The sequence below is a fragment of the Streptomyces sp. NBC_00376 genome (assembly GCF_036077095.1).
In the GTDB taxonomy this organism is placed as follows: domain Bacteria; phylum Actinomycetota; class Actinomycetes; order Streptomycetales; family Streptomycetaceae; genus Streptomyces.
The window spans coordinates 2,357,926-2,379,737 of record NZ_CP107960.1 but is presented as its reverse complement, the minus strand read 5'-3'; the positions used below and the strand labels follow the sequence as shown (position 1 = coordinate 2,379,737).

Annotated in this window: 13 protein-coding genes, 1 tRNA gene and 3 rRNA genes; 13 read left to right on the top strand and 4 right to left on the bottom strand. The window is 66.2% G+C overall.

The genetic code is table 11. The annotated features are described in order from the left end of the window. Nucleotides 1-77: 77 nt before the first annotated feature. From eccD to OG842_RS10445, 6 genes are all read left to right on the top strand, one after another. Complete coding sequence (gene eccD, locus OG842_RS10470) at nt 78-1,580, top strand: type VII secretion integral membrane protein EccD (RefSeq protein ID WP_266733514.1); 1,503 nt, start codon at nt 78-80, stop codon at nt 1,578-1,580. A gap of 189 nt (nt 1,581-1,769) precedes the next feature. Beyond that, nucleotides 1,770-2,060 (top strand): 30S ribosomal protein S15, encoded by a 291-nt coding sequence (gene rpsO, locus OG842_RS10465; protein WP_003965855.1) that lies wholly within the window; start codon nt 1,770-1,772, stop codon nt 2,058-2,060. Between the two features lie 333 nt (nt 2,061-2,393). Then, nucleotides 2,394-4,607 (top strand): polyribonucleotide nucleotidyltransferase, encoded by a 2,214-nt coding sequence (locus OG842_RS10460; protein ID WP_266729356.1) that lies wholly within the window; start codon nt 2,394-2,396, stop codon nt 4,605-4,607. Then, nucleotides 4,604-5,983 (top strand): M16 family metallopeptidase, encoded by a 1,380-nt coding sequence (locus tag OG842_RS10455; protein ID WP_266729355.1) that lies wholly within the window; start codon nt 4,604-4,606, stop codon nt 5,981-5,983. The genes OG842_RS10460 and OG842_RS10455 overlap by 4 nt, the downstream gene beginning before the upstream one ends. A 24-nt stretch (nt 5,984-6,007) precedes the next feature. Next, on the top strand, nt 6,008-6,760 hold the full coding sequence (gene dapB / locus OG842_RS10450) for a 4-hydroxy-tetrahydrodipicolinate reductase (protein ID WP_266729354.1): 753 nt from the start codon (nt 6,008-6,010) through the stop codon (nt 6,758-6,760). 12 nt (nt 6,761-6,772) lie between these two features. After that, nucleotides 6,773-7,231: a tetratricopeptide repeat protein gene (locus tag OG842_RS10445; RefSeq protein WP_266729353.1), complete on the top strand. Its 459-nt coding sequence runs from the start codon at nt 6,773-6,775 to the stop codon at nt 7,229-7,231. Between the two features lie 39 nt (nt 7,232-7,270). Here OG842_RS10445 and OG842_RS10440 read toward each other — a convergent pair whose 3' ends face one another. Together OG842_RS10440 and OG842_RS10435 are read right to left on the bottom strand one after the other, a co-directional pair. Next, a complete protein-coding gene (locus OG842_RS10440; RefSeq protein ID WP_266729352.1) occupies nt 7,271-7,822 on the bottom strand; it encodes a hypothetical protein in 552 nt (183 codons plus the stop codon). Nucleotides 7,823-7,915: 93 nt separating this feature from the next. After that, nucleotides 7,916-8,155: a hypothetical protein gene (locus tag OG842_RS10435; RefSeq protein ID WP_266729351.1), complete on the bottom strand. Its 240-nt coding sequence runs from the start codon at nt 8,153-8,155 to the stop codon at nt 7,916-7,918. Between the two features lie 185 nt (nt 8,156-8,340). Here OG842_RS10435 and thyX point away from each other — a divergent pair, with 185 nt between their 5' ends. The 7 genes from thyX to OG842_RS10400 all read left to right on the top strand — a co-directional run bounded on the left by thyX (nt 8,341) and on the right by OG842_RS10400 (nt 18,029). Beyond that, nucleotides 8,341-9,078 carry an FAD-dependent thymidylate synthase gene (thyX, locus tag OG842_RS10430; protein ID WP_124716049.1) on the top strand — a complete coding sequence of 246 codons (738 nt, stop codon included), beginning with the start codon at nt 8,341-8,343 and terminating at the stop codon, nt 9,076-9,078. A gap of 152 nt (nt 9,079-9,230) precedes the next feature. Continuing rightward, nucleotides 9,231-10,130 (top strand): 4-hydroxy-tetrahydrodipicolinate synthase, encoded by a 900-nt coding sequence (gene dapA / locus OG842_RS10425; RefSeq protein WP_266729350.1) that lies wholly within the window; start codon nt 9,231-9,233, stop codon nt 10,128-10,130. Nucleotides 10,131-10,259: 129 nt separating this feature from the next. After that, the gene (locus OG842_RS10420; RefSeq protein WP_266729349.1) at nt 10,260-11,945 is read left to right on the top strand and encodes a ribonuclease J; all 1,686 of its coding nucleotides are present in this window, start codon (nt 10,260-10,262) and stop codon (nt 11,943-11,945) included. A 626-nt stretch (nt 11,946-12,571) separates the two neighbouring features. Further along, nucleotides 12,572-14,097: ribosomal RNA gene (locus OG842_RS10415) — 16S ribosomal RNA — on the top strand. Between the two features lie 299 nt (nt 14,098-14,396). Then, a 23S ribosomal RNA gene (locus tag OG842_RS10410) occupies nt 14,397-17,520 on the top strand. Between the two features lie 76 nt (nt 17,521-17,596). Then, nucleotides 17,597-17,713 (top strand): 5S ribosomal RNA (gene rrf, locus OG842_RS10405). Together the 16S, 23S and 5S rRNA genes with 1 tRNA gene alongside form the textbook arrangement of a ribosomal RNA operon. Before the next feature lie 243 nt (nt 17,714-17,956). After that, nucleotides 17,957-18,029, top strand: a tRNA-Thr gene (locus OG842_RS10400). A 58-nt stretch (nt 18,030-18,087) separates the two neighbouring features. Here OG842_RS10400 and OG842_RS10395 read toward each other — a convergent pair. Both OG842_RS10395 and OG842_RS10390 read right to left on the bottom strand, forming a co-directional pair. After that, the gene (locus OG842_RS10395) at nt 18,088-18,846 is read right to left on the bottom strand and encodes a 2-phosphosulfolactate phosphatase (protein ID WP_266729348.1); all 759 of its coding nucleotides are present in this window, start codon (nt 18,844-18,846) and stop codon (nt 18,088-18,090) included. A 52-nt stretch (nt 18,847-18,898) separates the two neighbouring features. Then, nucleotides 18,899-21,544: a SpoIIE family protein phosphatase gene (locus OG842_RS10390; RefSeq protein ID WP_266729347.1), complete on the bottom strand. Its 2,646-nt coding sequence runs from the start codon at nt 21,542-21,544 to the stop codon at nt 18,899-18,901. Nucleotides 21,545-21,812: the final 268 nt, after the last annotated feature.

The window sequence follows — 21,812 nt, the reverse complement described above, 5'->3', positions numbered from 1 at the left end:
TCACGGGACGGCCCTCGGCGAGGTCCGCGGTCCCCGGTTCGTTTCCGGAGAACGATGAGGGGGAGCAGCAGGTGACTATGACGGCCCAAACGGCGGCCACCGGACAAGGTCGGCCCGGTCCCGGAGTTCCGTCCGGCAACGGAACCGGCTTCTGCCGGGTCACGGTCGTCGCGCCCGACAGCCGCGTCGACGTGGCGCTGCCCGAGGACATCCCCGTCGCCGACCTGTACCCGGAGATCCTCAGGCTGTCGGGACAGAGCCCCGCCCAGGGCGCACCGGTCGGCTATCACCTGGTACGTCGCGACGGCACCGTCCTCGACGGCGGGCGCACCCTGGCCGGTCAGCGCATCCTCGACGGCGAGCTGCTGTCCCTGCGCCCCTTCTCCGAGTCGCTGCCCCCCGCGGTCTTCGACGACGTCTCCGACGCGGTCGCCACCGCCGTCGCCCGCGACCGCACCCTCTGGGGCGACAGCCTCATGCGCGGTGCCGGGCTCTTCGCGGGGGCGCTCCTGCTGGTCCTGCTCGGTTTCGTGCTGTGGAACTCCGGCCCCCGGCACGACATGCACGGGCTGCCGGGCGTCCTCGCCGCGATCGTCGCCGTACTCGCCCTCGCGCTCGCCTGCGTACGTGCCCGCGTCTACGACGACCGGGGATCGTCCACGGCGCTGGGCATCGGCGCGCTCGCGAACGCCGGGGTCTCCGGCGCCGGGCTGCTGTCGCTCAGCGAGGGGCAGGGCATCGGCAGGCTCCAGTTCCTGCTCGCCTGCGCCGCCGTACTGGTGGTCGCGGTGATCCTCATGATCGCCGCCCCCGGCGGGGACGGAATCTTCGTCGCGTTCGTGTTCGCCGCAGCCGTCGGCGTACTGGTGACCTTCGTCGCGATCATCGCCGGCCTGGAACCCGCCGAGACCGCGGCGATGTGCGCGCCGCTCTCCGTGGGCGTCCTCGCCTTCCTGCCCGGTCTCTCCACCCGTTTCGCCCGCCTCCCCATCGGCTTCGAGCCGCCCCGCACCACCGCCGGTGACTACGGGACGTCCGAACCGGCCCCGCAGGGCCCGGTCGACGCCGACCGCATCGCCGCCCAGGCGCGCCGCGGCCACGAACTGCTCGTCGGCCTGGTCGGCGGATGCGCGCTGGTGGCCGTGGGCGCCGCCGCCGTCCTGGGATTCTCGGACAGCATCTGGGGCCAGTTGCTGGCGCTCGCCACCGGAATCGCCATGCTGATGCGTTCCCACCTGTTCCGTTACACGGCCCAGGTCGGCTGCGCACTGGCGGCGGGGCTCGGCGCACTCGTGCTCCTGGGCCTCGGCCTGTCCCTGAACCCGCCGCTCGAAATGCTGCGCGACGCCGCCACGGGGGACAGCACCGCGCTCGACATCCGTACGATCTGGCTGGCCGCGGCCGTCGCGGGCGCCGCCGCTCTGATCACCGCCATCGGACTGATCGTGCCGCGCAAGGGAGTGACCCCGTTCTGGGGGCGCTTCCTGGAGATCGCCGAAGCGTGTGTGCTCCTGACGCTGATCCCCCTCTGCCTCGCCGTTTTCGACCTCTACCAGTCGATCCGCGCTCTCACCAGCTGACCCGGGCACCCGGCGCGGCCGACCCGGCTGCGCCGGACTGGTACGCTGTGTGACGGCCGTTTGTGTACGCGCTCCCGGATCATCCTGGGATCTGCGCTCATCGGACCTTCGCCTCCGAGTCATGGAAGCTCCCCTGCGATCAAGACCAGGGGCACTCGTGGGCGCATCGAACATCAAAGAGGAGTACGCGTGCCGCTCGACGCCGCTACGAAGAAGCAGATCATGTCCGAGTTCGCCCAGAAGGAGGGTGACACCGGATCCCCCGAGGTCCAGGTCGCGATGCTCTCCCGCCGGATCTCGGACCTGACGGAGCACCTCAAGACGCACAAGCACGACCACCACTCCCGTCGTGGTCTGCTGATCCTGGTCGGCCAGCGTCGCCGCCTCCTTCAGTACCTGGCCAAGAAGGACATCCAGCGCTTCCGTGCGCTGGTCGACCGCCTCGGCATCCGCCGCGGTGCGGCCGGCGGCGCCAAGTAGTTCGCCGTGAAGGGAGCGGTTCCCACCACTGAGGGGGCCGCTCCCTTTGCTGTACGTACGATTGTGCGTACGTGGGCAGCCACCGGACGTGACGGTTCGCCCGCACGGCCGGAAATGCCAAGCAGAACCGAATCTCAGTAACCTGGTCGGAGAACGACCGCAGACGAGCGAGAAGCAGACCTCCCCGCCGCCGGTCCTCGGTAGTGGCCCCCGGACACATCGCCCCGGGTGCTTCGATCGAAGACCGGCCCGCCGATGGAGGGCTTCTCCGCTACCGTCCCCCGCCACACGGGCGTGGGGGCGAGAAGACGATATGTATCGGAGAAAACGCTAGTGGAGAACGAGACCCACTACGCCGAGGCCGTTATCGACAACGGAACCTTCGGCACCCGCACCATCCGCTTCGAGACGGGCCGCCTGGCCAAGCAGGCCGCCGGCTCCGCCGTCGCGTACCTGGACGACGACACCATGGTGCTGTCGGCCACCACCGCTTCCAAGAAGCCCAAGGACCAGCTCGACTTCTTCCCCCTCACGGTGGACGTCGAGGAGCGGCAGTACGCCGCCGGCAAGATCCCCGGCTCCTTCTTCCGTCGTGAGGGCCGGCCCTCCGAGGACGCGATCCTCACCTGCCGCCTGATCGACCGCCCGCTGCGCCCCTCCTTCAAGAAGGGCCTGCGCAACGAGATCCAGATCGTCGAGACGATCATGGCGCTCAACCCCGACCACCTGTACGACGTGGTCGCGATCAACGCCGCCTCCTGCTCCACGCAGCTGGCCGGCCTGCCCTTCTCCGGCCCGGTCGGCGGCACCCGTGTCGCCCTGATCAAGGGCCAGTGGGTCGCCTTCCCGACGCACACCGAGCTCGAGGACGCCGTCTTCGACATGGTCGTCGCCGGTCGCGTCCTGGAGGACGGCGACGTCGCGATCATGATGGTCGAGGCCGAGGCCACGGAGAAGACCATCCAGCTCGTCAAGGACGGCGCCGAGGCCCCGACCGAGGAGGTCGTCGCCGCCGGTCTGGAAGCCGCGAAGCCCTTCATCAAGGTTCTCTGCAAGGCCCAGTCGGACCTCGCCGCCAAGGCCGCCAAGCCCACCGGCGACTTCCCGGTCTTCCTGGACTACCAGGACGACGTCTTCGAGGCGCTCGCCGCCGCCGTGACGTCCGAGCTGGCCCAGGCGCTCACCATCGCCGGCAAGCAGGACCGCGAGGCCGAGCTGGACCGCGTCAAGGAGATCGCCGCCGAGAAGCTCCTCCCGGCCTTCGAGGGCCGCGAGAAGGAGATCTCCGCCGCGTACCGTGCGCTGACCAAGAAGCTGGTCCGCGAGCGCGTCATCAAGGACAAGGTCCGCATCGACGGCCGCGGCGTCACGGACATCCGTACGCTCGCCGCCGAGGTCGAGGCCATCCCGCGGGTGCACGGCTCGGCGCTGTTCGAGCGTGGCGAGACCCAGATCCTGGGCGTCACCACCCTGAACATGCTCCGCATGGAGCAGCAGCTGGACACCCTCTCCCCGGTGACCCGCAAGCGCTACATGCACAACTACAACTTCCCGCCGTACTCCGTCGGTGAGACCGGCCGCGTGGGCTCGCCCAAGCGCCGCGAGATCGGCCACGGTGCGCTCGCCGAGCGCGCCATCGTGCCGGTGCTGCCGACGCGCGAGGAGTTCCCCTACGCGATCCGCCAGGTCTCCGAGGCGCTGGGCTCCAACGGCTCGACGTCCATGGGTTCGGTCTGTGCCTCCACCATGTCGCTGCTGAACGCCGGTGTGCCGCTCAAGGCCGCCGTCGCCGGTATCGCCATGGGTCTGATCTCCCAGGAGATCGACGGCAAGACCCACTACGTCGCCCTCACCGACATCCTCGGTGCGGAGGACGCCTTCGGTGACATGGACTTCAAGGTCGCCGGCACGAAGCAGTTCGTCACCGCGCTCCAGCTCGACACCAAGCTCGACGGCATCCCCGCCTCGGTCCTGGCCGCCGCGCTGAAGCAGGCCCGCGACGCCCGCCTCCACATCCTCGATGTGATGAACGAGGCCATCGACGTCCCGGACGAGATGTCCCCGAACGCCCCGCGGATCATCACCGTCAAGATCCCGGTGGACAAGATCGGTGAGGTCATCGGCCCCAAGGGCAAGATGATCAACCAGATCCAGGAGGACACCGGCGCCGACATCACGATCGAGGACGACGGCACCATCTACATCGGTGCCGCCGACGGTCCGGCCGCCGAGGCCGCCCGCGCCACGATCAACCAGATCGCCAACCCGACCATGCCGGAGGTCGGCGAGCGTTACCTGGGTACGGTCGTCAAGACCACCACCTTCGGTGCCTTCGTCTCCCTGATGCCCGGCAAGGACGGCCTGCTGCACATCTCGCAGATCCGCAAGCTCGCCGGTGGCAAGCGCGTGGAGAACGTCGAGGACGTGCTCGCGGTCGGCGCCAAGGTCCAGGTCGAGATCGGTGAGATCGACTCGCGCGGCAAGCTCTCCCTGATCCCGGTCATCGAGGGTGAAGAGGACGAGAAGAAGGACGACGCCGCCAAGTGACGTCCCGTAGTTCCGTGACGACGGCCCGCGCCTCCTCGAAGGCGCGGGCCGTCGCCCGTACCCAAACGCTTCTCAAGGGCACCAACGGCATCGGTACGGTCCGCCGCACCGTGCTGCCCGGCGGTCTTCGGGTGGTCACCGAGACCCTGCCCTCCGTACGCTCCGCCACCTTCGGCATCTGGGCCAACGTCGGATCACGCGACGAGACCCCCACCCTGAACGGCGCGACGCACTACCTCGAACACCTCCTCTTCAAGGGCACCGCCAAGCGCAGCGCCCTGGACATCTCCGCCGCGATCGACGCGGTCGGCGGCGAGATGAACGCCTTCACGGCGAAGGAGTACACCTGCTACTACGCGCGGGTCCTCGACACCGACCTGCCGCTGGCCATCGACATCGTCTGCGACATGCTGACCGGCTCGCTGATCACCGCAGAGGACGTCGACGCCGAGCGCGGCGTCATCCTCGAAGAGATCGCGATGACCGAGGACGACCCGGGCGACTGCGTGCACGACCTGTTCGCGCACACCATGCTCGGCGACACCCCCCTCGGCCGCCCGGTCCTCGGTACCGTCGACACCATCAACGCGCTCGACCGCGGCCGGATCACCCGCTTCTACAAGAAGCACTACGACCCCACGCACCTGGTCGTCGCCGCCGCGGGCAACATCGACCACGCCACGGTCGTACGCCAGGTCCGCAAGGCGTTCGAGCGGGCGGGCGCCCTGTCCCGCACCGACGCCGTCCCGGTCGCCCCGCGCGAGGGCGCCCGCACCCTGCGCACCGCGGGCCGGGTGGAGCTGCTGAACCGCAAGACCGAGCAGGCCCACGTAGTCCTCGGCGTGCCCGGCCTGGCCCGCACCGACGACCGCCGCTGGGCGCTGGGCGTCCTCAACGCGGCCCTCGGCGGCGGCATGAGCTCACGCCTCTTCCAGGAGGTACGGGAGAAGCGCGGTCTCGCCTACAGCGTGTACTCGTACACCTCGGGCTTCGCCGACTGCGGACTCTTCGGGGTGTACGCGGGCTGCCGGCCCAGCCAGGTCCACGACGTCCTCAAGATCTGCCGGGACGAACTCGACCGGGTGGCGTCCGAAGGACTGACCGACGAGGAGATCGGCCGCGCCATCGGGCAGCTCTCCGGCTCCACCGTCCTCGGCCTGGAGGACACCGGCGCGCTGATGAACCGCATCGGCAAGAGCGAACTGTGCTGGGGCGACCAGATGTCGGTCGACGACATGCTGGCCCGGATGGCACAGGTCACCCCCGACGACGTGCGCGCGGTCGCGGGCGAGGTCCTCGGACACCGCCCCTCCCTCTCCGTCATCGGTCCGCTCAAGGACAAGCAGGCCGACCGCCTCGAAGAAGCGGTCTCCTAACCCCACCGTTAAGGAACCAGAGCAATGAGCAAGCTGCGCGTGGCCGTTCTCGGCGCCAAGGGCCGTATCGGATCCGAGGCGGTACGAGCCGTCGAGGCCGCCGACGACATGGAGCTGGTGGCCGCGCTGGGCCGTGGCGACAAGTTGGAGACCCTCACGGAATCCGGCGCCCAGGCCGTCGTCGAACTCACCACCCCCGCGTCGGTGATGGACAACCTCGACTTCTGCGTCCGGCACGGCATCCACGCCGTCGTCGGTACGACCGGCTGGACCGACGAACGGCTCGCGCAGCTGAACACCTGGCTCGCCGGTTCCCCGGAGACCGGTGTGCTCATCGCGCCGAACTTCTCCATCGGCGCCGTCCTCACGATGAAGTTCGCGGAGCAGGCCGCCCGCTACTTCGAGTCCGTCGAGGTCGTCGAACTGCACCACCCCAACAAGGTCGACGCCCCCTCGGGCACCGCCACCCGCACCGCCCAGCTGATCGCCGACGCCCGCCGCAAGGCCGGCTGCGCCCCGCAGCCGGACGCCACCGCCACGGCCCTGGACGGCGCCCGCGGCGCGGACGTGGACGGCGTCCCCGTCCACGCGATCCGGCTCCGCGGCCTCCTCGCACACCAGGAAGTGCTGCTCGGCGGCGAGGGCGAGACGCTCACCATCCGCCACGACTCCCTGCACCACAGCAGCTTCATGCCGGGCATCCTGCTCGGCGTGCGCCGCGTGGTGACCACTCCCGGCCTCACGTTCGGCCTGGAACACTTCCTCGACCTGAACTGACTGAGCCCTGCCATGCGCGCAAAGATCACTTACTTCGTCACCGCTGCCGTCCTGGTCTTCTACTTCGCCCTGGTCGGCAGCCGTGGCGTGCTGCTCATCCGGCACGGCACGCTGCTGACGGTCGCCTTCGGGGTCGCGGTGCTGATCCTGCCGGTGATCGGCATCTGGTTCCTCTGGAAGAACACCCAGTTCGTGTCGCGGGCGAACGCACTGGCCGCGGAGCTCGACGCGGAGGGCGGCCTGCCGGTCGACGAACTGGTCCGCACCCCGTCCGGCCGCATCGACCGCGACTCGGCCGACGCGGTGTTCGCCCGACGCCGCGAGGAGACCGAGGACTCCCCGGACGACTGGCGCTGCTGGTTCCGCCTCGCCGTCGCCTACCAGGACGCCAGGGACACCCCGAGGGCGCGCAAGGCCATGCAGCGCGCCATCGCCCTGCACATGAAGGACGCCCGTCCCAGCACCCCCTGAAGGGGCCGGGCGGGCGTCCCGCCGAACTGTCCGGAGGCCTCAGACCCGACGGTACTCGTCGCTCCACGCCTCCACCGTGTCGGCGGCACGGTCGAACGCCTCGCTCCGCGTCAGGAAGTCGGCGTTGTTGTCGGTGAGCAGCGGCGGAATCGGCTCGCCCCCCTGACGTACGAGGATCAGCGCCTGCCCCTGGACCGTGCGCGGGAACCCGAGCCACTTCACCGGCTGCTGCACCGTACGGATGGCGGTCACCCGGTTCCACGGCACGGTGACGCTGGTGAAGAAGCCCACCCGGCGCACGCCGTGCCGGCTGACCCACGTACCCACCCGCAGCAGCCGCAGCGCGCAGATGATGACCGCGAGGGCGAGTCCCAGGCATACGGCCGCGCCCGGCAACGCCCCGGCGAACGCGATGATCATTCCCGCGAGTAGGACGAAGGACGCGAGCAGCAGCAGGAACGCCGCCGCCGCGACCCGCCAGGGGCCGGGGCGGTACGGGCGCCGCCAGCTGTCGTGGTCGTCGAACGGCAGCGCGATCTCCTCGGCGCTGGCGTCAAACGCACGGTCGGCCGTCAGGAAGGGCAGGGGCACGACTGATCCTCACTCACAAACACGCTCGATTGCTGTGCCCGGTGAGGCTACCGAGGAGGCCGCCGACCCGACCACCCCAGGGGGCCGTACGAGTCAGTGCCCGTGGGCGGCCTCGGTCTGCTCGGCGTGCGAGGGGCTCTGGGCGGGGCTGAGCGCGGGCATGCCGAGGATCAGCGCCCCGACGAGGCCGCCGACCACGGTCAGCCCGACGAGGGAACGGCCGGCCAGCTGCGAGACGGTGGCGCGCTCCCGGGGCGGGGGAGTGACGTTACTGCGGAATCGGTCGCTCTCGGCCACGAACGAGAACGGGACGGATTCACGCCGGCGGAACATGAGGAAGGTCTCCTTGAACTCTGTTACGGATGCTGCTATTGAGTCAGACGCTCGGCGGGCCCGATCGGTGCCCCTAATCGCCGAATTCGTCGAAGAAATCCCTGGACGGCCCTTCCGGGCCGGTTGTCAGTGGTGGCCCGTAGAGTGGGCGCCGCCCGAGCGACGCAACTGGAAGGACCCCGCCGGTGACCGAGACCCCCGAGCCCGCAAAGCCCAGCTTCCGCAGCGATGTCACCGTTGAGCTGGTGAAACACGCCGCGGGCGACTCCGACGTCCTGTTCGCGGCCCGTGTCTCCACGGCCGGTGAGCAGTCCCTGGAGGAGGTCACCAAGGACCCCGAGCGCTCCAAGGGGCTCATCAATTACCTGATGCGTGACCGCCACGGCAGCCCGTTCGAGCACAACTCGATGACCTTCTTCATCAGCGCCCCGATCTTCGTGTTCCGCGAGTTCATGCGCCACCGCGTCGGCTGGTCGTACAACGAGGAATCGGGCCGCTACCGGGAGCTGGAGCCGGTCTTCTACGTCCCGGACGCCTCCCGCAAGCTCGTCCAGCAGGGCCGCCCCGGCAAGTACGAGTTCGTCGAGGGCACCCAGGCCCAGCAGGAGCTCACCGGCCGCGTCATGGAGGACTCCTACCGCCAGGCGTACGAGGCGTACCAGGAGATGCTCGCCGCGGGAGTGGCCCGAGAGGTCGCCCGCGCCGTGCTCCCCGTCGGTCTCTTCTCCTCGATGTACGCCACGTGCAACGCCCGCTCGCTGATGCACTTCCTCGGCCTGCGCACCCAGCACGAGCTGGCGAAGGTGCCGTCCTTCCCGCAGCGCGAGATCGAGATGGTCGGCCAGCAGATGGAGGAGCACTGGGCCCGTCTCATGCCGCTCACCCATGCAGCCTTCAACAAGAACGGACGCGTAGCCCCGTAAGCGGTGTCCGTATTGCGGCGTTTCGTGAAGTTCATCTAGGCTGATCAAACGGACCCGGCACTGCTTGAACCCCCGAGCAGGCAGTGCCGGGCTCCTATCGCTTGTCCCCCCGAGGGGGCATTGGGCCCTGAGCAGCGAGTAGCGTGTTACCCATGGCTCCGATCTCCACTCCGCAGACCCCCTTCGGGCGGGTCCTCACCGCTATGGTCACGCCCTTCACGGCGGACGGCGCACTCGACCTCGACGGTGCCCAGCGGCTCGCCGTCCATCTGGTGGACGCAGGCAATGACGGCCTGGTCGTCAACGGCACCACCGGCGAGTCCCCGACCACCAGCGACGCGGAGAAAGACCAGCTCGTAAGGGCGGTACTGGAAGCCGTGGGAGACCGGGCCCACGTCGTCGCCGGCATCGGCACCAATGACACCCGGCACAGCATCGAGCTCGCCCGTACGGCCGAACGCTCCGGCGCCCACGGCCTCCTCGCCGTGACGCCGTACTACAACAAGCCGCCGCAGGAAGGCCTCTTCCGTCACTTCACGGCGATCGCCGACGCCACCGGCCTGCCGGTGATGCTCTACGACATCCCCGGCCGCAGCGGTGTGCCGATCGACACGGAGACGCTGGTACGGCTCGCCGAGCATCCGCGCATCGTCGCCAACAAGGACGCCAAGGGCGACCTCGGCCGAGCGAGCTGGGCCATCGCCCGCTCCGGCCTCGCCTGGTACTCCGGCGACGACATGCTCAACCTCCCGCTGCTCTCGGTCGGCGCCATCGGATTCGTCTCCGTCGTCGGCCACGTGGTCACCCCCGACCTGCGCGCCCTCATCGAGGCCCACGTCGGGGGCGACGTCCAGAAGGCCACGGAGATCCACCAGAAGCTCCTGCCGGTCTTCACCGGCATGTTCCGCACCCAGGGCGTGATCACCACCAAGGCCGCCCTGGCCCTGCAGGGCCTCCCCGCAGGCCCGCTGCGCCTCCCGCTGGTGGAGCTCACCGAGCAGGAAACGGCCCAGCTCAAGATCGATCTCGCCGCCGGCGGGGTAGAGCTGTAACCACAGACTTCACAACTGAATACGCGAAGAACACTCGCAAGAGCGAAGACACAGACAACAGCAAGTGCACGAATGACATGCGCGCCACGTGCCCAAGCGGTACGTGGCGTGCGTGGTAAGGAGAGTCTTTTGAGTCATCCGCATCCCGAACTCGGCACCCCGCCGAAGCTCCCGAAGGGCGGCCTCCGGGTCACCCCGCTCGGTGGCCTCGGCGAAATCGGCCGCAACATGACGGTCTTCGAGTACGGCGGCCGCCTGCTCATCGTCGACTGCGGAGTCCTCTTCCCCGAGGAGGAGCAGCCCGGAATCGACCTGATCCTGCCGGACTTCACCACGATCCGGGACCGTCTCGACGACATCGAGGGCATCGTCCTCACGCACGGCCACGAGGACCACATCGGTGGTGTCCCGTATCTGCTGCGCCTGAAGCCGGACATCCCCCTCATCGGCTCCAAGCTGACCCTCGCGCTGATCGAGGCGAAGCTCCAGGAGCACCGCATCCGTCCGTACACCCTCGAAGTGGCGGAGGGCCAGCGCGAGCGCATCGGCGTGTTCGACTGCGAGTTCATCGCGGTCAACCACTCCATCCCGGACGCCCTCGCGGTCGCCATCCGCACCCCTGCGGGCATGGCCGTCGCGACCGGCGACTTCAAGATGGACCAGCTCCCGCTGGACGGTCGGCTCACCGACCTGCACGCCTTCGCCCGGCTGAGCGAGGAGGGCATCGACCTCCTCCTCTCCGACTCGACGAACGCCGAGGTCCCGGGCTTCGTACCGCCCGAGCGGGACATCTCCAACGTCCTGCGCACGGTCTTCGCCAACGCCCAGAAGCGCATCATCGTGGCGAGCTTCGCCAGCCACGTCCACCGCATCCAGCAGATCCTCGACGCGGCACACGAGTACGGCCGCAGGGTCGCCTTCGTCGGCCGCTCGATGGTCCGCAACATGGGCATCGCCCGCGACCTCGGCTACCTGAGGGTCCCCGCCGGCCTGATCGTGGACGTCAAGACCCTCGACGACCTGCCGGACGACGAGGTCGTGCTGGTCTGCACGGGCTCCCAGGGCGAGCCGATGGCGGCCCTGTCCCGGATGGCGAACCGAGACCACCAGATCCGGATCGTCCCCGGCGACACGGTGATCCTTGCGTCGTCCCTGATCCCGGGCAACGAGAACGCCGTCTACCGCGTGATCAACGGTCTGACCCGCTGGGGCGCCAACGTCGTCCACAAGGGCAACGCGAAGGTCCACGTCTCGGGCCACGCCTCGGCGGGCGAGCTGCTGTACTTCTACAACATCTGCAAGCCGAAGAACCTGATGCCGGTCCACGGCGAATGGCGTCACCTGAGGGCCAACGCCGAACTGGGCGCGCTCACCGGAGTGCCCAAGGACCACATCGTCATCGCCGAGGACGGAGTCGTCGTCGACCTCGTCGACGGCCGGGCCAAGATCGTCGGCAAGGTCCAGGCGGGCTACGTCTACGTCGACGGCCTCTCGGTCGGCGACGTCACCGAGACCTCGCTCAAGGACCGCCGGATCCTCGGCGAAGAGGGCATCATCTCCGTCTTCATCGTGGTCGACAGCTCCTCCGGCAAGATCACGGGCGGACCGGACATCCACGCCCGCGGTTCAGGCATCGACGACTCGGCGTTCAGCGCGGTCGTGCCGAAGATCGAGGAAGCGATCAACAGGTCCGCCCAGGACGGCGTGCTGGAGCCGCACCAGGTCCAGCAGCTCGTCCGCCGCACGGTGGGCAAGTGGGTCTCCGACACCTACCGCCGGCGCCCGATGATCCTTCCGGTCGTCGTCGAGGTCTGACACAGACAGGCGTGAACTCCGGAGCGGGGCCCCCGATTTGCATCGGGGCGCCCCGCTCCAGTACGTTTACGGCTCCGCCTGACCGGGAAGCACCGCGCACACTCGTGTGCGCTGAGCACCCAGGACGGGGTGGAAATTCCGACTCAGAACTTCTGATAAAGTCGGATCCGCCGAAAGGCAAGGCCAATCCAAAGGCCACCGGAATTCAAATTCGGACCGGAAACGGAACGGAAAAGAGTCTGGTAAGGTTGGAACCGCCGGAAAGGGAAACGTGAAAGCGAAGAACTGGAAAGCGAAAAGCAGGATCCCGCTTCGACCGGGAATCGGACACGAAAGAGTCTGATAGAGTCGGAAACGCAAGACCGAAGGGAAAAGCCCGGAGGAAAGCCCGAGAGGGTGAGTACAAAGGAAGCGTCCGTTCCTTGAGAACTCAACAGCGTGCCAAAAGTCAACGCCAGATATGTTGATACCCCGGCCTGCTTCGGCAGGTTGGAGGTTCCTTTGAAAGTCCCGCGAGGTCACTGACCTGGTGGGCAATTTACACAGCGAGGACGCTGTGAACGACCGGTCTTATTCCGTCCGGTCGTTCCGCTCTCGTGTTGTGTTGTCCCGATCACGGGAAAACATTCACGGAGAGTTTGATCCTGGCTCAGGACGAACGCTGGCGGCGTGCTTAACACATGCAAGTCGAACGATGAAGCCCTTCGGGGTGGATTAGTGGCGAACGGGTGAGTAACACGTGGGCAATCTGCCCTTCACTCTGGGACAAGCCCTGGAAACGGGGTCTAATACCGGATAACACTCTGTCCCGCATGGGACGGGGTTGAAAGCTCCGGCGGTGAAGGATGAGCCCGCGGCCTATCAGCTTGTTGGTGGGGTGATGGCCTACCAAGGCGACGACGGGTAGCCGGCCTGAGAGGGCGACCGGCCACACTGGGACTGAGACACGGCCCAGACTCCTACGGGAGGCAGCAGTGGGGAATATTGCACAATGGGCGAAAGCCTGATGCAGCGACGCCGCGTGAGGGATGACGGCCTTCGGGTTGTAAACCTCTTTCAGCAGGGAAGAAGCGAGAGTGACGGTACCTGCAGAAGAAGCGCCGGCTAACTACGTGCCAGCAGCCGCGGTAATACGTAGGGCGCAAGCGTTGTCCGGAATTATTGGGCGTAAAGAGCTCGTAGGCGGCTTGTTGCGTCGGTTGTGAAAGCCCGGGGCTTAACCCCGGGTCTGCAGTCGATACGGGCAGGCTAGAGTGTGGTAGGGGAGATCGGAATTCCTGGTGTAGCGGTGAAATGCGCAGATATCAGGAGGAACACCGGTGGCGAAGGCGGATCTCTGGGCCATTACTGACGCTGAGGAGCGAAAGCGTGGGGAGCGAACAGGATTAGATACCCTGGTAGTCCACGCCGTAAACGTTGGGAACTAGGTGTTGGCGACATTCCACGTCGTCGGTGCCGCAGCTAACGCATTAAGTTCCCCGCCTGGGGAGTACGGCCGCAAGGCTAAAACTCAAAGGAATTGACGGGGGCCCGCACAAGCAGCGGAGCATGTGGCTTAATTCGACGCAACGCGAAGAACCTTACCAAGGCTTGACATACACCGGAAAGCATCAGAGATGGTGCCCCCCTTGTGGTCGGTGTACAGGTGGTGCATGGCTGTCGTCAGCTCGTGTCGTGAGATGTTGGGTTAAGTCCCGCAACGAGCGCAACCCTTGTTCTGTGTTGCCAGCATGCCCTTCGGGGTGATGGGGACTCACAGGAGACTGCCGGGGTCAACTCGGAGGAAGGTGGGGACGACGTCAAGTCATCATGCCCCTTATGTCTTGGGCTGCACACGTGCTACAATGGCCGGTACAATGAGCTGCGATGCCGCGAGGCGGAGCGAATCTCAAAAAGCCGGTCTCAGTTCGGATTGGGGTCTGCAACTCGACCCCATGAAGTCGGAGTTGCTAGTAATCGCAGATCAGCATTGCTGCGGTGAATACGTTCCCGGGCCTTGTACACACCGCCCGTCACGTCACGAAAGTCGGTAACACCCGAAGCCGGTGGCCCAACCCCTTGTGGGAGGGAGCTGTCGAAGGTGGGACTGGCGATTGGGACGAAGTCGTAACAAGGTAGCCGTACCGGAAGGTGCGGCTGGATCACCTCCTTTCTAAGGAGCATTTCTTACCGGGCTTGCCTGGTCAGAGGCCACTACGTCGGCAAATGTTCGACGGTGGTTGCTCATGGGTGGAACGTTGACTATTCGGCACGACAGGTTGTTTTTCACTAGTACTGCTTCGGCGTGGAACGTGGGGGACGGCAGGTCGGGTCGGGCACGTTGTTGGGTATCTGAGGGTACGGCCGTGATGGTCGCCTTCAGTTGCCGGCCCCAGTGAACCTGTTCTTCGGAGCGGGGTGATGGGTGGCTGGTCGTTGTTTGAGAACTGCACAGTGGACGCGAGCATCTGTGGCCAAGTTTTTAAGGGCGCACGGTGGATGCCTTGGCACCAGGAACCGATGAAGGACGTGGGAGGCCACGATAGGCCCCGGGGAGCTGTCAACCGAGCTTTGATCCGGGGGTGTCCGAATGGGGAAACCCGGCAGTCGTCATGGGCTGTCACCCGCTGCTGAACACATAGGCAGTGTGGAGGGAACGAGGGGAAGTGAAACATCTCAGTACCCTCAGGAAGAGAAAACAACCGTGATTCCGGGAGTAGTGGCGAGCGAAACCGGATGAGGCCAAACCGTATGCGTGTGATACCCGGCAGGGGTTGCGCATGCGGGGTTGTGGGATCTCTCTTCCACGGTCTGCCGGCCGTGGGACGAGTCAGAAACCGTTGATGTAGGCGAAGGACATGCGAAAGGTCCGGCGTAGAGGGTAAGACCCCCGTAGCTGAAACATTGACGGCTCGTTTGAGAGACACCCAAGTAGCACGGGGCCCGAGAAATCCCGTGTGAATCTGGCGGGACCACCCGCTAAGCCTAAATATTCCCTGGTGACCGATAGCGGATAGTACCGTGAGGGAATGGTGAAAAGTACCGCGGGAGCGGAGTGAAATAGTACCTGAAACCGTGTGCCTACAAGCCGTGGGAGCGTCGCATGCAAGCTTGCTTGCATGTCGTGACTGCGTGCCTTTTGAAGAATGAGCCTGCGAGTTTGCGGTGTGTTGCGAGGTTAACCCGTGTGGGGAAGCCGTAGCGAAAGCGAGTCCGAATAGGGCGTTTCAGTAGCACGCTCAAGACCCGAAGCGGAGTGATCTAGCCATGGGCAGGTTGAAGCGGAGGTAAGACTTCGTGGAGGACCGAACCCACCAGGGTTGAAAACCTGGGGGATGACCTGTGGTTAGGGGTGAAAGGCCAATCAAACTCCGTGATAGCTGGTTCTCCCCGAAATGCATTTAGGTGCAGCGTCGTGTGTTTCTTGCCGGAGGTAGAGCACTGGATAGGCGATGGGCCCTACCGGGTTACTGACCTTAGCCAAACTCCGAATGCCGGTAAGTGAGAGCACGGCAGTGAGACTGTGGGGGATAAGCTCCATGGTCGAGAGGGAAACAGCCCAGAGCATCGACTAAGGCCCCTAAGCGTACGCTAAGTGGGAAAGGATGTGGAGTCGCAGAGACAACCAGGAGGTTGGCTTAGAAGCAGCCACCCTTGAAAGAGTGCGTAATAGCTCACTGGTCAAGTGATTCCGCGCCGACAATGTAGCGGGGCTCAAGCGTACCGCCGAAGTCGTGTCATTCACACATGAAGGGCCAACGCCTGTGTGGATGGGTAGGGGAGCGTCGTGTGCCGGGTGAAGCAGCCGCGGAAGCGAGTTGTGGACGGTTCACGAGTGAGAATGCAGGCATGAGTAGCGATACACACGTGAGAAACGTGTGCGCCGATTGACTAAGGGTTCCTGGGTCAAGCTGATCTGCCCAGGGTAAGTCGGGACCTAAGGCGAGGCCGACAGGCGTAGTCGATGGACAACCGGTTGATATTCCGGTACCCGCTTTGAAACGCCCAATACTGAGCCCATTAATGCTAAGTCCGTGAAGCCGGCCCGATCTCTTCGGAGTTGAGGGTAGTGGTGGAGCCGATGAACCAAGGTGGTAGTAGGTAAGCGATGGGGTGACGCAGGAAGGTAGTCCAGCCCGGGCGGTGGTTGTCCCGGGGTAAGGGTGTAGGACGCACGGTAGGTAAATCCGTCGTGCATATAAGTCTGAGACCTGATGCCGAGCCGATTGTGGTGAAGTGGATGATCCTATGCTGTCGAGAAAAGCCTCTAGCGAGTTTCATGGCGGCCCGTACCCTAAACCGACTCAGGTGGTCAGGTAGAGAATACCGAGGCGTTCGGGTGAACTATGGTTAAGGAACTCGGCAAAATGCCCCCGTAACTTCGGGAGAAGGGGGGCCATCACTGGTGAGGAGACTTGCTCTCCGAGCTGGGGGTGGCCGCAGAGACCAGCGAGAAGCGACTGTTTACTAAAAACACAGGTCCGTGCGAAGCCGTAAGGCGATGTATACGGACTGACGCCTGCCCGGTGCTGGAACGTTAAGGGGACCGGTTAGCTGACTTTCGGGTCGGCGAAGCTGAGAACTTAAGCGCCAGTAAACGGCGGTGGTAACTATAACCATCCTAAGGTAGCGAAATTCCTTGTCGGGTAAGTTCCGACCTGCACGAATGGCGTAACGACTTCTCGACTGTCTCAACCATAGGCCCGGTGAAATTGCACTACGAGTAAAGATGCTCGTTTCGCGCAGCAGGACGGAAAGACCCCGGGACCTTTACTACAGTTTGATATTGGTGTTCGGTTCGGCTTGTGTAGGATAGGTGGGAGACTTTGAAGCAGCCACGCCAGTGGTTGTGGAGTCGCCGTTGAAATACCACTCTGGTCGTGCTGGATGTCTAACCTGGGTCCGTGATCCGGATCAGGGACAGTGTCTGATGGGTAGTTTAACTGGGGCGGTTGCCTCCTAAAGAGTAACGGAGGCGCCCAAAGGTTCCCTCAGCCTGGTTGGCAATCAGGTGTTGAGTGTAAGTGCACAAGGGAGCTTGACTGTGAGACCGACGGGTCGAGCAGGGACGAAAGTCGGGACTAGTGATCCGGCAGTGGCTTGTGGAAGCGCTGTCGCTCAACGGATAAAAGGTACCCCGGGGATAACAGGCTGATCTTCCCCAAGAGTCCATATCGACGGGATGGTTTGGCACCTCGATGTCGGCTCGTCGCATCCTGGGGCTGGAGTCGGTCCCAAGGGTTGGGCTGTTCGCCCATTAAAGCGGTACGCGAGCTGGGTTTAGAACGTCGTGAGACAGTTCGGTCCCTATCCGCTGTGCGCGTAGGAATATTGAGAAGGGCTGTCCCTAGTACGAGAGGACCGGGACGGACGAACCTCTGGTGTGCCAGTTGTTCTGCCAAGGGCATGGCTGGTTGGCTACGTTCGGAAAGGATAACCGCTGAAAGCATCTAAGCGGGAAGCCTGCTTCGAGATGAGTATTCCCACCAACTTGATTGGTTAAGGCTCCCAGTAGACGACTGGGTTGATAGGCCAGATGTGGAAGCCCGGTAACGGGTGGAGCTGACTGGTACTAATAGGCCGAGGGCTTGTCCTCAGTTGCTCGCGTCCACTGTGTTAGTTCTGAAATAACGAACGGCCGTGTTGTTCCGGTGTTGTTTATTTCATAGTGTTTCGGTGGTCATTGCGTTAGGGAAACGCCCGGTTACATTCCGAACCCGGAAGCTAAGCCTTTCAGCGCCGATGGTACTGCAGGGGGGACCCTGTGGGAGAGTAGGACGCCGCCGAACTCCTTTTACGGGAAAGCCCCGTGTCCTTGTGGACACGGGGCTTTTCTGCGTTCTACGGCCGATTCGATGACGGCCCGCGCGGCCGGCCCGGCTTCCGTCCCGTCAGGTCCCGCCATCGCCACGGGAGTGCGGGCAGGAGCGCAGTACGGGGTGCGGTGAGAGCCCGTCAGAGTCGTCTGCGGCCAGTGGTTTTGAGCATCCCCGAGTTCAGGGTATGCTTTATCTCGTTGCACAGCGCAGCACGCCCCAATAGCTCAGTCGGTAGAGCGTCTCCATGGTAAGGAGAAGGTCTGCGGTTCGATTCCGCATTGGGGCTCCGAAGAACAGGAAAGGCCCCCGCCAGCTGGCGGGGGCCTTTCCTGTTGGTGCGGAAGCTATCCGGCTGCCGTGAACGCCCCGTTGGTGAGGATCGGTACGACATCGGAGACGTCCAACTCCGTTGCGATGCCCACGTCGTGGAGGAAGCCCCCTGAGATGAGCTCCTGCCCGGATGCGCCGGCGGTCACCGCGGCAGTGACATCGGGTGTTCCTTCGAAGCACGCGGCCGCTGTGGCCGCCTCGGGCGACAGGGGCCCGCCGTGGTGCTTCCTGAGCGCCGCGAGAACGGCTCCCGCACCCAGCAGGTCCTCCAGTGCGGGACGCAGGCTGCCGTCCGGCCATCGCTCGCCCGAGGCGATCACGGCAACCGGGCGGGCGAGTGTTCCGTAGTCGTGGTGGGCGAGCCAACGGCCCACCGCCGTCGCATTGCGCAGGCAGCCCGCAACGACCACCGACCCACCGGCCGCGGCAGAGATTGCCGAGCCGTTGGGGGAAGGCAGGACCAGACGTGGGGTGAAAGGCGCGTCTCTCAGGGCCGCCGGCGACAACGACCAAGGGGATGCCGAGCCGGCCATGTGTCGCCCCACGGCCAGTTGTGCGTCCATACGGTCGGCGAAGGCCGATGCCGACGCGTCACGCCAGGCATACGGGAAGACCCGGGTACCGGACTCCACGGCCACGGTCACCGAGGTGGTGAACGACAGTACGTCGATCACCACCAGACACGCGACCGCCGACGAGAGCCGTTCGGCACCCGTGGGCCCCCAGTCGAACCGCGCTCCACTGCCCGCTTGCAGATACCAGTCGTCGTTCATGGCAGACGAGAATGGCAGGTGCTCGGCCGCAGGCCGCAAGGGCGGTGGCGTACTAGGCGGTGGGCGGTTCCGGGACGCGCATGGCGAGGATGGCCATGTCGTCCGAGGCCGGCTCGGCGGCGAAGCGTTCCACGGCTCGCAGGATGCGAGCCGCCACCGCACCCGCGGTGAGGCCGGTGCAGGTCGCCAGGACGTCCGCCAGACCGTCGTCGCCGAGCATCCTGGTGCCCTCCCGGCGTTCCGTGACGCCGTCGGTGACGCACAGCAGGACATCGCCCGGGGCGAGGGTGACCGTCTGCTCGTACAGTTCGAGGTCCTCGATGACGCCCAGCAGGGGCTGGGGCTCGGCCGCTGCTTCGACCGATCCGTCCTGACGCAGGCGCAGCGGCAGCGGGTGCCCCGCGCAGACCACCTTCAGGAGGGCGCTGCCGTCCTCCTGCGGCCACAGCTCGCCGTACAGGAGGGTCAGGAAGCGGCTGCGGGCGCCCTCGTCCAGGATGGCGGCGTTGAGACGCTCCAGGACGGCGGGGCCGCCGAAGCCCTCGCGGGCGAGGAGGCGCAGGGCGTGACGGGCGAGGCCCGTGACGGCGGCGGCCTCCGGGCCCGTACCGCATACGTCGCCGATGGCGAAGCCGTAGGCGCCGTCGCGGATCGGGAAGACGTCGTAGAAGTCGCCGCCGACCTCGTTGCCCTCGCCGGCCGCGCGGTAGATGACCTCGATCTCGACATTGGGGACCTCGGGCAGCCCCGGAGGCAGGAGGCTGCGCTGCAAGGACTGGCTGATCGCCATGCGCTCCGAGTAGAGGCGCGCGTTGTCGAGGGCCAGGGCGGCGCGGCGGGAGAGGTCCTCGGCCAGTTCCAGGATCTCCTGGCGGAAGTGGTCGTCGGAGGGCTTCCCGAGCGTGAGCATGCCGATGACGCGGTTGCGGGCCACGAGTGGCAGGACCACCGTCTCCCCGCCCACGGCGGCCGCGGTGGCGAGCGTCGTACGGATGCCGGAGCCGAGCCTGCCCGGTTCGACGAGCCTGCCGGTCTCACCGAGGCCGAGAGTCCGCATCGAACTGCGCAGGGCCGCCTGGTGGGCGGCCTCGGACGGGGCGGACCAGACCCGGGCGCCGGGGGTGGGTACCGGGTCCGGCGGCGCGATCTTGGAGAGCAGGGCCTTGAGGCCGTCGATGCGCTCCTCGTCCTCGTGCAGGACGTACGAGAGGTACGGCTCGGAGGACTGGTCGGCAATCGTGTACACGGCGCACCAGGTGGCCAGGGTCGGGACCGTCATCTGGGCCATCAGCGCCAGGGTCTGGTCCCGGTCGAGAGTGCCGGCGAGCAGGTCGGAGGCCTCGACGAGGAAGGAGAGGGAACCGCGGCGGAGGCGTTCCAGCTCGCCCAGTCGGGCCGATTCGACCGCGAGCGCGATCCGGTCCGCGGCGAACTGAAGGCGCAGGGCCTCCTCGTTCGAGTAGCGGCCGGCCGCTTCGGCGGCTACACCCAGCGAGCCCGTGAGCCGCCCTTCGACCTTCAGCGGGACGGTGACGACGGAACGCATCCCGGTACCGCCCAGCAGCGGGACGGCGCCCGGGACGTGGTCGAGGTCCTCGTGGACGGCGGGCATCCGGGCGGATCCGTACCGTCCGGTTCCGGCTTCCACCGGGACCCGGGCGAAACGCTGGCGGGCGGAGGGCAGGCCGGTGGTGGCCCGTACCTCCAGTTCCGTTTCGTCGTCCGTCGCCAGCAGCAGGAAGGCCGCGTCGGCATCGAGCATGTCGCGGGCCCGCTCGACCGTGCGCTGGAGCAGGCCGTCGAGGTCGTCGGGGGCGGGGGAGCCGATGAAGATCTCGAACGGGTCGGTCTTGCCGCTCTCGGCGTTGGTGTCGGAGACCGGTGCGCGGGCCGGAGACTGGAGCACGGCGCGTTCGTAGTCGCGGACGAGGAGACAGACGGTCGAGGGCTCGCCGTGGGTGTCGCGGACCCGCAGGTGCGAGGCGTAGACGGGGATGGTCCGGCCGTCGGCGCCGCGGATTCCGTAGCTGCCCTCCCAGCGCGAGAGCTGGAGCGCGTCGACGATGCCCGTGTTGGTGCCGGGGGTCTGGGGCCAGGCGGTGAAGTCGGTGAGCTGCTTTCCGGTGACTTGATCCGTGGTGTGGCCGAAGAGGAACGAGGCGTCCTCGTTCCAGGCCGCGATGGAGCCGGTGCTGTCGATCTGTACGACCGCCACCCTGACGCGCTCGTCGGCGACGGGGAGCAGCCCCACGGGGAGCAGCGGGCCCGCCGAGCGGATGCCCACCGGGCGTTCGGGAAGATCGAGCTGGAACCAGACATGTTTGCGGGTGGGTGAGTACTCGACGCCCCAGCGGGTGGCGAGTGCCGTGCAGAGCAGCAGTCCGCGGCCGTTCTCGCGGTCCGGGCTGCCGAAGTCCGGGCCCGCGCTCTGGAGCGGGACCTCGCGTTCCGGATAGTGGTCGGAGACCTCGATCCGGACGCCGTCCTCCGTGCGAAGGCACAGGACGTCGGCGGCGGTGCCCGCGTGGACCACGGCGTTGGTCACCAGCTCGCTGGTGAGGACGACCGCGTCGTCGACGACGTCCGTGTAGCCCCACCCCTGAAGGGTGTCGCGGACAAAGGCGCGGGCGGTCGCGACGGAGCGCCCGACCGGGTCGAAGGTGGCGGCCGCGCGCGCGGTGATCACAGAACTCCCCATGTGGTGTCTCGTCGCTTCCCCGAGTCCTGTGCCCGTTTCTCGCCGCTTCGATTCGCCTGCCAGGCTAGACGCTCGGTCTGCGTGCCGGGTACACGAGGGGCGACTTCGGACAGGAGCGACCAGGAACCGACCTGTGACCGGACAAGTGTGGCCTTCTCAACGGAGTGATGTGGGACAACCATTGGAGGTGGCACCCCGGCTGCGTCCGGCCTGGTACGTTTCAACGATTTGACGTCCCCATGGTCACCCGTCGACGGTGGGCTGTGGC

Bases quoted from the DNA above. Each gene is read 5' to 3' on its own strand.
- eccD (WP_266733514.1), top strand. From the start codon at position 78: ATGACGGCCCAAACGGCGGCCACCGGACAAGGTCGGCCCGGTCCCGGA.
- dapB (WP_266729354.1), top strand. From the start codon at position 6,008: ATGAGCAAGCTGCGCGTGGCCGTTCTCGGCGCCAAGGGCCGTATCGGA.
- OG842_RS10445 (WP_266729353.1), top strand. From the start codon at position 6,773: ATGCGCGCAAAGATCACTTACTTCGTCACCGCTGCCGTCCTGGTCTTC.
- OG842_RS10435 (WP_266729351.1), bottom strand. From the start codon at position 8,155: ATGTTCCGCCGGCGTGAATCCGTCCCGTTCTCGTTCGTGGCCGAGAGC.
- dapA (WP_266729350.1), top strand. From the start codon at position 9,231: ATGGCTCCGATCTCCACTCCGCAGACCCCCTTCGGGCGGGTCCTCACC.
- OG842_RS10395 (WP_266729348.1), bottom strand. From the start codon at position 18,846: ATGAACGACGACTGGTATCTGCAAGCGGGCAGTGGAGCGCGGTTCGAC.
- OG842_RS10390 (WP_266729347.1), bottom strand. From the start codon at position 21,544: ATGGGGAGTTCTGTGATCACCGCGCGCGCGGCCGCCACCTTCGACCCG.